General features: G+C 67.2%; 9 protein-coding genes, 1 tRNA gene and 1 pseudogene. 1 reads left to right on the top strand and 10 read right to left on the bottom strand.

The features are described from left to right. Positions 1-125 precede the first annotated feature (125 nt). The 7 genes from pknB to K8V84_RS19300 form a co-directional block, all read right to left on the bottom strand. Positions 126-1,931, bottom strand: coding sequence for a Stk1 family PASTA domain-containing Ser/Thr kinase (gene pknB, locus K8V84_RS19330; RefSeq protein ID WP_304076959.1), 1,806 nt, complete (start codon positions 1,929-1,931; stop codon positions 126-128). 107 nt (positions 1,932-2,038) lie between these two features. Further along, a complete protein-coding gene (locus K8V84_RS19325) occupies positions 2,039-3,514 on the bottom strand; it encodes a serine/threonine-protein kinase (protein ID WP_304076958.1) in 1,476 nt (491 codons plus the stop codon). After that, positions 3,514-4,974 (bottom strand): penicillin-binding protein 2, encoded by a 1,461-nt coding sequence (locus tag K8V84_RS19320; protein ID WP_304076955.1) that lies wholly within the window; start codon positions 4,972-4,974, stop codon positions 3,514-3,516. The genes K8V84_RS19325 and K8V84_RS19320 overlap by 1 nt, the downstream gene beginning before the upstream one ends. Beyond that, complete coding sequence (locus K8V84_RS19315) at positions 4,971-6,377, bottom strand: FtsW/RodA/SpoVE family cell cycle protein (protein WP_304076952.1); 1,407 nt, start codon at positions 6,375-6,377, stop codon at positions 4,971-4,973. Before K8V84_RS19315 ends, K8V84_RS19320 begins: the two co-directional genes overlap by 4 nt. Before the next feature lie 4 nt (positions 6,378-6,381). Next, the gene (locus tag K8V84_RS19310; RefSeq protein ID WP_304076951.1) at positions 6,382-7,758 is read right to left on the bottom strand and encodes a Stp1/IreP family PP2C-type Ser/Thr phosphatase; all 1,377 of its coding nucleotides are present in this window, start codon (positions 7,756-7,758) and stop codon (positions 6,382-6,384) included. Then, complete coding sequence (locus K8V84_RS19305; protein WP_304076949.1) at positions 7,755-8,300, bottom strand: FHA domain-containing protein; 546 nt, start codon at positions 8,298-8,300, stop codon at positions 7,755-7,757. The genes K8V84_RS19310 and K8V84_RS19305 overlap by 4 nt, the downstream gene beginning before the upstream one ends. Positions 8,301-8,546: 246 nt before the next feature. Next, positions 8,547-9,305, bottom strand: a complete 759-nt coding sequence (locus tag K8V84_RS19300; RefSeq protein ID WP_304076960.1) for a DUF3662 and FHA domain-containing protein — start codon at positions 9,303-9,305, stop codon at positions 8,547-8,549. 232 nt (positions 9,306-9,537) lie between these two features. Between K8V84_RS19300 and K8V84_RS19295 the strand changes: the two genes are divergently transcribed. Continuing rightward, positions 9,538-9,620 (top strand) — tRNA-Leu (locus tag K8V84_RS19295). A 261-nt stretch (positions 9,621-9,881) separates the two neighbouring features. Here K8V84_RS19295 and K8V84_RS19290 read toward each other — a convergent pair. From K8V84_RS19290 to K8V84_RS19280, 3 genes and pseudogenes are all read right to left on the bottom strand, one after another. Then, positions 9,882-10,592 (bottom strand): cupin domain-containing protein, encoded by a 711-nt coding sequence (locus K8V84_RS19290; RefSeq protein ID WP_304076947.1) that lies wholly within the window; start codon positions 10,590-10,592, stop codon positions 9,882-9,884. Continuing rightward, positions 10,589-11,506, bottom strand: coding sequence for a PmoA family protein (locus K8V84_RS19285; RefSeq protein ID WP_304076944.1), 918 nt, complete (start codon positions 11,504-11,506; stop codon positions 10,589-10,591). Before K8V84_RS19285 ends, K8V84_RS19290 begins: the two co-directional genes overlap by 4 nt. Position 11,507: 1 nt before the next feature. Further along, positions 11,508-12,215 (bottom strand): annotated as a pseudogene (locus K8V84_RS19280) (ABC transporter substrate-binding protein); the annotation flags it as partial.

Raw genomic sequence — 12,215 nt, 5'->3', positions numbered from 1 at the left:
GGGCCTTGTGGTGTTCGGTCCTGACGGATCTGGAAGTGCATCGCACCCCTTGAACTGGGGTGTTGCAACCACCACTAGAACCCAAGCTTCGGGTACGGCCCTTCTCGTGTCTGTTCCCGCGTCCTCTAGCCGCGGCGCGGGACCGCGAAACCGTCCTCCGGCGGGCCCGGGATCTCCGGGGTGTCCGTGGGCTCCTCCGGATCCGTGGGCTCCTCGGGGTCGGTCGGATCGTCTGACTCCGTGGGCTCGTCGTCCGCCGGAGCGATGGCGATCGTCACGGTCACCGTGGTGCCGACGTTCACGTTCTGGCCGGCCGCCGGGGACTGGCCCATGACGGTGTCCGCCGAGTGGTCCGGGTTCTCCTGCTCCTCGAACTGCGCCACCAGACCCGCCTGGTCCAGGGCGTTCTGGGCCTGGTCACGGGACATGTTCTGCAGGTCCGGCACTCCGACCTGGTCGGGCCCGGAGGAGATGCGCAGGGTGATCTCGGTGTCGGGTGCGACCTCGTTGCCCGCGGACGGGTCCGTTCCGATCGCGTTGCCCTGCGCCACCGTCTCGTGGGCCTGCGACTCGGTGGTGACGTTCTCGAAGCCCGCCTCGCTCAGGGTCGACTGCGCGTCGGCCTCCGTCTGCCCGTCGACGCTCGGGATCTCCAGGGCACCGGGTCCGGAGGAGACCGTGATGACGATCGACTCGTCCAACGGGACCTCCGCGCCGGCCGTCGGGTCGGTCTCGATGACCGTGCCCTCCTCGACCTCGTCGTCGGCCTGTGTGTCGACGGTGAAGGTCTCGAAGCCCTCCTCCATCAGGGTCGACTCGGCCTCCTCCTGGGACTGGCCGGCCACGTCGGGGACGGTGCCCTGCTCGACCTCCTCGAACCCGTCCCGGGTCATCAGGAAGATGACCAGGCCGATCGAGGCGATGACACCCAGGGCGAGCAGCACCCAAAGGGCCGTCTTGCCCCCGCCCTTCTTCTCGTCCCGGTAGTCGTCGTAACCGTCGTCGTAGTCGTCGTACCCGTTGTCGCTTGCGGGCGGAAGCGCCGTGGTCGCGCCGGCGGCGGCCATGGCCATGGTGCCCGCCTGCGTGGGCATCCCGGCCATACCGCGCTGGATGTCGGCGCGCATCTCCGCGGCGTTCTGGTACCGCTCCTCGCGGTCCTTGGTCATGGCGCGGAGGGTGACGTCCTCCAGCCAGTCCGGGATCTGCGAGTCCACCTCGGAAGGCGGGATCGGGTCCTCACGGACGTGCTGGTAGGCGATGGAGACAGGGGAGTCGCCGGTGAACGGAGGCCGGCTGGTGAGCAGCTCGTACAGCACACAACCGGTGGAGTAGATGTCACTGCGCGGGTCGACGCGCTCACCACGAGCCTGCTCCGGCGACAGGTACTGGGCGGTGCCGATGACCTGCGACGTCTGTGTCATCGTCGCCTGGTCGTCGCCCATGGACCGCGCGATGCCGAAGTCCATCACCTTGACGTCGGCGTTGCGGGTCAACATGACGTTCGCCGGCTTGATGTCCCGGTGCACGATGCCGTTGTCATGGCTGTACTCGAGGGCCTTGAGGATGCCGTCGACCAGCTCCGCCGAACGTTCCGGCAACAGCTTGCGGTCGTCGTCGAGCAGTTCCTTGAGCGTTCGACCGTCCACGTATTCCATGACGATGTACGGGATGGACACACCATCGATCATGTCCTCGCCGGTGTCGTAGACGGCGATGATCGCGGGGTGGTTCAGGGAGGCCGCGGACTGGGCCTCACGGCGGAACCGCGCCTGGAACACGTGGTCCCGGGCCATGTCGTGTCGGAGGGTCTTGATCGCGACGAGCCGGTCGAGCCTAAGGTCGCGAGCGCGGTATACCTCGGCCATGCCACCGCGCCCGACAACCGTGTCGAGTTCGTAGCGTCCGCCGAGGAGCCGGGGCTGGGACATGTCGTGCACTAATCCTCGTGTCTTCCGGTGGCCGCCCGCGGGCCGCCGCCTACCCTGAGCGTCTCTCGCTCATTGCATGGTCACAGGCTCTGGTCTCTGTCGTCGAATCAGGTTCCCTCACCGTCGTTTTCGCCGCCTCCGCCACCGCCGGGGTCCTGACCACCGGGGTCCTGACCGCCGGGATCCTCGTCCTCGGGCGGATCGGTGACGTCGTCCTCGGGCGGGGTGGTGACGTCGTCCTCGGGAGGAGCGGGCTCCTCTTCGCCCTCACCGGGGAGGGGGGACTCGGTCTGGTCCCAGTCCTGAGGGGGCGGGGTCCACTCGGGAGTGTCGGGGATCGGTTCGAGGTCCTCGGGTATCTCGGGCTCCTCCGGTTCCTCACTGGGAGTGGGATCGGGGGACTCGTCGGTGACGGCCGGCCGGTCGCTGGTGTTGACCGGTTCGGTGCCGGTGTCACCCATCATGAACCCGGCCACCGCCGCGCCGACGATGAGGACGGTCGCGGCCACCGCCGCGAGCACGACCGGCGTCCTGACCCGTCGACCGGACTCCGGGTTCTCCGTCAGCCTAGTGGAATCCGTGCCCTGATCAGGGGTTACGGGGGACTGGCCGGAGGTTCGCCGTACCTGATCGGTGGCACCGCTACGAGGACCGAAATCGGGTACCGCGCCGACCACCCTGGTCTGCGCCATGCCGCTGAAACCGGTGGAGGGGGTGGGCGGACCGGTACCGGCGTTGGACCGGATCACCGCGGCCAGGTGCGCGACCTCCCCGGCGGAGGACGGTCGCTCCTCCGGATCCTTCTCCAGCATGGAGAAGACGAGGTCGTCGATGTCCCCCGGGACGTCTTCCGGCAGGGAAGGCGGGTCGTCGCGCGTGTGCGCCAGGGCCAACGCCACCGGGCTGTCCCCGGTGAACGGCGGTTGCCCGGCCAGGCACTCGTAGGCCACCACGCCCAGTGCGTACAGGTCCGAGGCCGCGGTCGCGGGTCGTCCCGACGCCTGTTCCGGTGAGATGTACTGGGCCGTGCCCATCACCATGCCGGTCTGGGTGAGGGTCACCGACATGTCCCCGCGGGCGATGCCGAAGTCGGTCAGCTTCAGCTGTCCGTCCTCGGTCACCAACAGGTTGCCCGGCTTGATGTCGCGGTGAACCACGCCACGGGCGTGCGCCGCGGCCAGCGCCTTGGCCGCCTGGCACACGAAGTCGAGGGTCTGGTCCGCGCTCAGTCGTCCCTGTTCCCGCAGCACCTGCGACAGGGGTTCGCTGACCACGAGCTCCATGATGAGGAAGGCACGTCCGTGCTCCTCGCCGTAGTCATAGACCTGTGCGATCCCAGGGTGGGACAGACCGGCGGTGATCCGGCCCTCCGTGCGGAACCGTTCACGCGCGGTCGGTTCGGCCATCTGCGCCGGGTGAAGCAGTTTGACCGCCACCGAACGGTTGAGCAGGGTGTCGGTCGCCCGCCACACTGTGCCCATGCCGCCGGAGCCGATCTGCTCCTCGAGCCGGTATCGGTCACTCAGAACGGCCCCGGTGAGGTCACCGGGACCGTTCTGGGAAGACGGTTCGTAGGCGTTCACTACAGAACCACTGCCTCCATCATGTTTCGCGCGATCGGCGCGGCCAGCTCGCCACCGCTGCCGCCACCGTGTTCGATGACGACCGCGACCGCGACCTGGGGATCGTCGGCCGGGGCGAACCCGATGAACCAGTTGTGCGTGCCCTTTTCACCACCGGTCTCGGCGGTACCGGTCTTGCCGGCCACGTCCATGCCCTGGATGGCTCCGTTGGTGCCGGATCCATCCGGTCCGGTCACCAGGACCATCATGTCCGTCAGGTCGGACGCGGTGCTGGCGCTCATGGCCTGGCTGTAGACCTCGGGTGTGGTCTGGGTGACGACGGTGCGGTCGGAATCGCGCACCGAGTCCACCAGGTACGGGTGCATGACCTCACCGGAGTTGGCCACGCCGGCGGCCACCATCGCCATCTGCAACGGGGTCGCCTCCACGTTGGACTGACCGATGCCCGCACGGCCCAGGATGTTGCGGTCGTCCTCCACGGGGGCCAGGCTCGGGGTGACCGACATCGGAACGTTCAGCACCTCGTCGGAGCCCTCCGGTTGGAAGCCGAACGCCTCCGCCTGGTCCGCCAGGGCCTGGCCGCCCATCTCGATCGCCCAGTTGGCCATCGAGGTGTTGCAGGAGATCTGGATCGAGTGGGCCAGGGTGTCGGGGTCTCCGTCGTTGCACGTACCGCCGGGGGTGGCGTTGGGCAGCGGATGTCCCAGCTCCAGGGTGTCCGGAGCATCCATGGTGGAGTCCGGCCCGGCGTCCAGGTGTTCCATGGCCGCGGCGGCGGTCACGACCTTGAAAGTGGAACCCGGGGGGTAGCGCTCGTTCAGTGCCCGGTTGAGCAGCGGCTGGTTCTCGTCGGCGGCCAAGGCGTCGAAGTTCTCGACCGCCTCCGTGAGCTCCTCGATGCTGACGACCTCGTTGGCGTCGAAGGAGGGGTAGGAGACGGAGCCGAGGATCGCCCCGGTGTTCGGGTCGATCGCGACCGCGGCGCCGTTCATGCCCAGCTGCTCGAAGCCTTCGTAACCGGCCTGCTGAACGGCGGGATCGATGGTGAGTTCCACGCGTGCGCCCTCGGGCTCACGTCCGGTGATGACGTCGCGGAAGTTGCGCACCGCGAGCCGGTCGTCGGTGCCGTCCAGCAGCGCGTTCTCGGCCTTCTCGATGCCGTCGGCGCCATAGCTGCGGAAGGAACCGACCACCGGCGTGTACAGGGGACCGCCCTCGTACACGCGCTGGTAACGGGCGGGGTCGTCCTCGGCGGCGATGTTCTCGGAGTAGGCGACGTTCTCCCCACCGACGACGATGGGTCCGCGCATCTCGGTGAGCCGCTCGCTGTACTGGCGGGTGTTGAGGTGGTGGTCCCGGATGGCCTCGGCCTGGAACCCCTGGATCCAGGTGAGCTGTGCCATCAGGGCACCGAACAGGATCATGGAGAAGACGCTGAGGCGTCGGATGGGTGTGTTCATCGTCGGATCACCTGTGTGGCCCCCTCGTCCTGGATGGCCTGCGGCGCGGGTCTGCGCGCGTTGTCGCTCATCCGGAGCAATAGACCGACCATCAACCAGCTGGCCATCAACGCGGAACCACCCGCGGCCAGGAACGGTGTGGTCATACCGGTCAACGGAATGATCCTGGTCAGGCCGCCCAACACCACGAACACCTGGAAGCACATGACGAAGGAGATGCCGCTCGCCAACATCTTGATGAAGAGCTCACGGGAGGCCAACGCGATGCGCATGCCGCGCTGGACCAACAGGAAGATCACGATCAGGATGGTCATGAGCCCGGTCAGGCCCAGGTCCTCGGCCAGTGACGCGAAGATGAAGTCGCTGTCCGCGGCGAAGATGTTGTGCGCCTGGCCGCCGCCGAAACCGGTACCGAACAGGCCGCCGTAGGCCATGCCCACGATGCCCTGGACCAGCTGCATGCTGCCGCCCAGCCGGTCGTAGACGTCCTGGTCGAAGGCGTGGAACCAGATGTCCACGCGCTGGCGGAAGTGCCAGAAGATGTACATCGCGGCGGTGGCCGCGCCCATGAAGACCGTGAGGCCGATGAACACCCAGGAGGATCGCTGGGTGGCGACGTACAGCATCGCCAGGAAGGTGCCGAAGAGCAGCAGCGAGGAACCGAGGTCCTTGCTGATGACCAGCAGGCCGATCGCCACGACCCAGCCGACGACCATCGGCATGAAGTCACGGGCGCGAGGCAGGTCCAGGATCTTGAACCGGCCGACCTTGATCGACTTGGCCGCCAACGACAGCACCTGCCGCTTGGTGACCAGGTACGAGGACAGGAAGATCACCAGCGCGATCTTGGCGAACTCGGACGGTTGCATGGTGAACGGCCCGATGCCGATCCACCGGCGGGCGCCGTACTCGCTGATGCCCAGGCCCGGGATCATCGGCAGCGCGATGAGGATGATCGCGGCGAGCGCGGTGAGGTAGGTGTACCGCTGCAGGATCCGCGGTTCCTTCAGGAAGAACAGCAGGGCGATGCACAGGATCATGCCGACCGCGGTCCACACCAGCTGCATGCCGATGCCGGCGTGCTCGATGTTCCCGGAGTCGGCCGCGTCCAGACGCCAGATCATCGCCACGCCGATCCCGTTGAGGAACAGCGCGCAGGGCAGGATCAGGGGGTCGGCGTACGGGGCGATGAACCGCAGCGCCACGTGCGTGGCGAGGGCGAGGGCGCCGAAGATGAGGCCGTAGCCCCACATGGCGCCCGGGACCTGGTTGTTGAGGTTCAGCCCGGCCGTGGCCATCGCGCTCATCATGATGGCGATGGCGATGAGGACCAGGACCAGCTCGGCGTTGCGCCGTTTGACCGGCGGTAGTGCCGTCGGTGCCTCGGGTTTCGTGGTGCTCAATGGGTCACCCCGATTCCTCGGTCTCGGTCTCCTGGCGGCCCGAGTCGCTCTGGGTCTGCTCGGAGCCCTCGACCTCGCCCTGCAGGTCCTCGACCTTGGCCTGGGCGTCCGTGAGGTCGTTCGCCTCGATGTTGTTCCGGAGGGCCTCCTGGTCGGTGGGGGCGAGCGAGTCCAACCGGAGCTCGGTCCTCTCCACCTCCTCGGACAGGTCGAACCCGGCGATGTTGGTGTCGATGCCCCGGTAGATGCTGACGCTCTCCCCGTCGGAGGAGACACCCACGAAGTACTGGTCCTCGATGTACCGACTGCCGAAGTAGTAGCCGCCACCGGCGATCGCGCCGACCACGATGACGAAGACGAGGATGATCGGCCACCAGCTACGGGTCCGGTACTCCGGCTCCGGGTCCGGGTCACGAGGGGGCGATCCGTCGTAGTCGTCGTAGGCGCGCTCCTCGAAGGGAGAGGCGCCGTACGTACCGGGTGGAGGCGGCGCCTGTTCGTCGATGGGGTCCATCTCGGCGGTGTCGCCGCCGCTGCCGCGAAGTTCCTGCGCCCGTCTGGCGGGGCTCGTCTCGTTCGGGCCCGTCGCCGCGTCACGCTGGTCGGCCGCGCCCACGACCTGGGAGCCGACGGTCGGGCCCTCCTGGTCGCTGTCCGTCTCGATGACGTCCGCGACCACCGTGGTGATGTTGTCCGGACCGCCGCCGCGGATCGCCAACTCGATGAGCTTCTTGGCGGCCGCGCGCGGGTCGCTCTCGGTGGCCAGGGTCTCGTGGATGGTCTTCTTGCTGACCACACCCGACAAACCGTCGGAGCACAGCATGTAGCGGTCACCGGGCTTGGCGCGGCTGATGGAGATGTCCGGGTCGACCGGGGTCTTGCCGTCCAGGGCGCGCAGGATCAGGGACCGCTGCGGGTGGGTGGCGACCTCCTCCTCGGTGATCTTGCCCTCGTCCACGAGGGTCTGCACCAAGGTGTGGTCGTGGGTGATCTGCTCGAACCGCGAGCCCCGCATGAGGTAGGCGCGCGAGTCACCGATGTGGATCAGGGCGACCTGTGAACCCGACCACAACATGGCGGTCAGGGTGGTGCCCATGTTCTCGAGCTGGGGTTCCTGCCGGATCCGGAGGGCCAGGGACTCATTGGCCTTCTCGACGGCCTGTTGCAGGACCTCGGCCATCTCTTCGGCCCGTGGATCGTCGGAGGTGTCCAGACTGCGGATCGACGAGATCGCGATCGAGCTGGCCACCTCTCCGCCCGCGTACCCGCCCATGCCGTCGGCCACCGCGAGGAGGTGCTGACCGGCGTAACCGGAGTCTTCGTTGCCTTCGCGGAGGCATCCTACGTCGGAGTACGCCGCGTATCGGAGAGCGATTGTCATTTGCGCAGTTCCAGGACGGTTTTGCCGATACGGATGGGCTGACCCACCGTGATGGGCTGGGGGCGGTTCAGCTTCTGCTGGCCGAGGTAGGTGCCGTTGGTGGAGTTGAGGTCCTCGACGAACCAGCGGCCGCTTTCGGTGTAAACACGCGCGTGTCGACCCGAGGCGTAGTCATCGGTGATGACCAACGTCGAGTCGGGGGCGCGGCCGATGAGGATGGGTTGGGAGGAGAGATTGACCGTCGTACCCGTCAACGGGCCCTGGGTCACGGCCAGCACCGTGGGCTCGTTGCGCGAGACCCGCGAACGTCCCTGAGAGGAAGAAGGGGAACGACGCGGCGCGGGACGCGGGGCCGATCGCGGCTTCTTCTTGCGGGACTTCTTCTTCGACTGCCCGAAGAGGTCCGTACTGATAACGCCGACCGCCATGAGGACGAACAGCCAAAGCACCGCGAGATACGCGATCTTGATCAATATGAGGGTCAAGTTGGACATCGAACTGCTCTTCAGCCCCTGTCGTGCTTCGGCCGGGGTGGCGGTCATCGGCGCCGCCACCGTGTCTGCCCCACCTTCGGGTCGGTGAGTCTAGGTCGCTGGTCCACGACCCAGAGCCGGCCGCGGCCATTGTGCCCGATCGGTCAGGTCTTCGCGGAGACTACCCTCCCGGCCGGATTCTCCGACAGTGGTCCCTTGTCGGCCCACCACCGGCCCCGAACCTTCAGACGCCGAAGCGAGGCGGTTGGTTGCGGTCCGGGAGGGGACGGAGTCGGCGACCTGTCGAGGGAGCGGTCAGTCGCGGCGGAAGGTCATGGTGGTGCGGCCCAGACTGATCCGGGTACCGTCCACCAGCCGAGCCTGCCTGACCTGCTGCCCGTTGACGAAGGTTCCGTTCGTGGAACCCCTGTCCTCCAGGATGACCTCGTCGCCGTCCACGCGGATCTCCACGTGGTGACGGGAGACACCGTTGTCCACCAGACGCAGATCGCAGTCCGTGCCGCGCCCCAACAGGGTCACCGGCGTGGTCAGTTCGAACGACTGCTGCATGCCCTGGCTGGCGATGTTGCCCTCGGCCGTCGCCCCGCCGGGGGAGATCAGCAGACGAGGACGACCCGTTTGACGCTGCGCCGAGCCCGGAGCCGGATCGCCCACCGGTTGGCGGAGCTCACCGCCCTCCACCAGACTCCCGCGCACGACACCGGAACGGATCCGGAACCGTCCGGTCTTGAGACCTTCATCCGAACGGAACTGCACCCGCACCGGACCGACGAACGAATAACCCTGTTCGGTGGCGTAGTCACGGGCCAGCTTCGACAGTTCCTGTCCCAGACTGTCGGCGTAAACCTCCAGGCGTTCCTTGTCACTGGCCGACAGCTCGACGATGAAGTCGTTCGGGACCAGTGTCCGACCCTGGGCGACGATGGCGGCCCGCTCGTCCATCTCTCGCTGAACGGCGCTCGCGACCTCGACCGGCTGGAGCTCCGACTTGAAGGCCATCGCGAAGGTGCCTTCGATCATGCCCTCAAGCCTGCGCTCGAAGCGTTGGAGCACTCCCACGAGGTACCTCCCTTTGTACTCCACTCCGTATGTGTAGACGATCGTAACCGGGCCGGGGCGCCCCCGGTCTCAGGTGCACCCCCGTCAACGGCGTTGGGCGGCCACGATCGGGGCCGTCCACAAACGATGTGCGAGTCGCCTCCAGCCCGTGCTAGTCTTTTTCTTGTCGCCAGGACGAACCGGAAGAACACCGGATCACCTGGCACTATAATTGAATAAGTCACTCGGGCGGGTGGCGGAACGGTAGACGCGCACGGTTCAGGTCCGTGTGTCCGAAAGGATGTGAGGGTTCAAATCCCTCCTCGCCCACTTGATTCTAGACGACCCTGGTCGTCGGCTTTCGGCCGACTCCCAGGGTCGTCTTCGTTGTGCCTTCGGGGGCCGCCCCCGAACGCCCCGATGCGCCGCTCGGGCGCGACCCTCGGCCGTCGCCTCGCGCCGCGTGACACCTGATGGTGTCGGTGGTGCTCATGGGGGCTCTTTTCGGGTGGGCCGTAATTGAGGGCAAGCAGTATCAACGATCTTGGATCGTTAGGTTCGGGGCAACCCGCCCTCCGGGGCCGGAACCGGTCACGGAGTGTGGATCATGGTGGCTCCGTCGAGGTCCCATGTTCGGAGATCACCGCACATGCCCGTTCCGGATCCCTCTGTGGCGGTGAAAACGGCGGCGTCCGATAAGTGTCCTCCATCACTCTGAGAAAGTGCCTCCAGGTGCCTTTGCGCGCTCTCGGCCTGTTGGACGACGCCCCGCCGGACGTGGTGGTGCCACCCCACGGCCTTGTCACGGACCAGTTCGACCGCGGACCTGTGGAGGTCGATGAGAGCGGAGGGCCCCCTTCGTCGAACCTGTTCCCGTAGTTCCAGGTAGCCCTGGACGGCCAGGTCACGACGTTGTCGTGCTTCGACGTGGTCGGTGACCGTCGTCGCCTCCCGGTAGGCCTCCGGGTCGTCGAGGAACTCCCGGGGGTAGGTGAGGACGGCGTCGCCCGCTTCGGGCAGACCCGCGTTCTGCATGACCACGATGAGTTCGAGGTCGCCGCTGTTGTTGATCAGTCGGTGCACCGTGCCGGGGGTGAACCACAGAAGCGTTCCTTGTCTCAGGGGGGTTTGTCGGTGGCCGGCGCTGCCGAGGGTCTCCAGGGTTCCTCGGCCGCGGATGACGACGTAGCCCTCGGCCGAAGCGGTGTGCAGGTGGGGGGAACCGCCGGACACCCCGTCCTCGGCGAGCCAGTCGTAGACCCACAGGTGCGAGACGGCGGTTCCCCCCGGGAACGGGGTCACGTGGACTCCAGGGCGCTCAGCCCCAGATCGGCCAGGTCCTTGCAGCCGGAGGTCTCGGGGTCGCCGTCGGCGATCACCACGGCGTACCTGTAGGTGAGGGTCTGTTCGGGTTCGATGTCCACCTCCTGGTCGAAGAACGGGGCCGGACAGACGCAGGCGAAGATGTTGCTGCGCACGAACCACTTGACCGGATGGCCCGGGTTGTCCGGGGCGTCGACGAACACCAGGGTCGAGGAGTCGTTCGTGGCGTCGTGTTGTCCGGTGAAGGAGAGCCAGGGGGCGCGGACCCCCATGAGCTCGTCGGTGCCCTCCTGCGTGGCGGTACGGACCCGCCCGCCGCTGAAGGAGCGGGGACCGCGCCAGAACAGGCCTCCGTAGCCGGCGTCGGGCCTGCCCTCGGTGGTGGGGCTGCCGAAGGTGATCGGTGCTCGGGTGACGTTGGTGAACGCCGTCTCGAAGAGGAGGGTCCATGCCTCTTGGGCGGGGGTCGCGGTGACCTGGATGTTCCGGTCCTCGGTGAACCAGCGGGCGCCCTGTTGTGTGTTCCACTCCAGGTGCTCGGTGATCGAGACCAGGTCGGGGGCGACCTCGATCCGGTCGAAGGCACGGTGGTCGGTGGAACCGTTGTTGTCCAACTGCCGGTAGCCCCCCTCACGGAGGTAGGTGGGGCCGCCCCAGAAGTTGGCCGGGCCCACGTTCGGCAGCGACCAGGCGATCCCCTTGTGCCACACGTGGTCGTGCGGCCTGTACAGGCTCACCTCGTTGCCCTTCAGGGTGCGCAGTGGGTGGAAGTACGGGCGAGGGGACTCCAGGGTGGGGTCCCAGGGTTTGTGGACGTAGCGGGCGATCTCCTGGCCCTCATGGGTCAGGCGCAGGGACCGGTTCTCTTCGTGTGTCAGGCCGAGGCCGTTCATCTCACTCCTCGATGAAGTACTGCTCGGGGTTGGTCGGGCCCGGGTCGTTGTAGACCGAGGACGAGGGCATCGACTCGGGGACGTTGTGGAAGTGGTCGGCGACTATCCCGTAGCCGGGAGGGGTCAGGCTGATACCGATGGCGTAGAACCGCTCCTGGGACACGGACAGGAAGTCCGCCATCAGCTCGTCGCGGAGATCCGGGTCGGGTTCGCCCTCGACGGCCCTGTACATCTCCAGGTGCTCCTTGACGTCGTCCGGGGGCTCGGTGGAGCGAGGATCGGCACCGTCGGAACGGAACCACTTGGCCCACGGGATGCCGAAGTTGGACTCCCCGTCGTGCACGGGGGCGTACCAGCGGGCGTCGTACATGGCGTCGCGCAGGCCGGCGTCTCCGGACCACACGTTCGCGTCGTGCTCGTTCTCCTCGCGGTTGTTCTGCCACAACGATCGGTCCTCGGTGTCGAGGTCCACGTCGATGTCCAGCTCGTCCCAGAAACCGATCACCATCTCCATGGAGTCGATGATGTCCGGGCGGAAGTCGGTGGGAACGGACAGGTCGAAGCTCACCGGGGCGCCGTTCGGGGCGAGGCGGACCCCGCCGGAGCGCTCGTCGTAGCCGGCCTCGTCGAGGAGGTTGGCGCGCAGGACGCGGATCAGTGCCGCGGTTCCCGCGGTTCCGATGATGAGCACCGGGATCCACAGGTTGGA

The sequence above is a fragment of the Nocardiopsis listeri genome, assembly GCF_020741345.1.
Classification (GTDB): domain Bacteria; phylum Actinomycetota; class Actinomycetes; order Streptosporangiales; family Streptosporangiaceae; genus Nocardiopsis; species Nocardiopsis listeri_A.
Note: the sequence above shows the minus strand (reverse complement) of the source record. Positions and strands in the feature narration are given on the sequence as shown.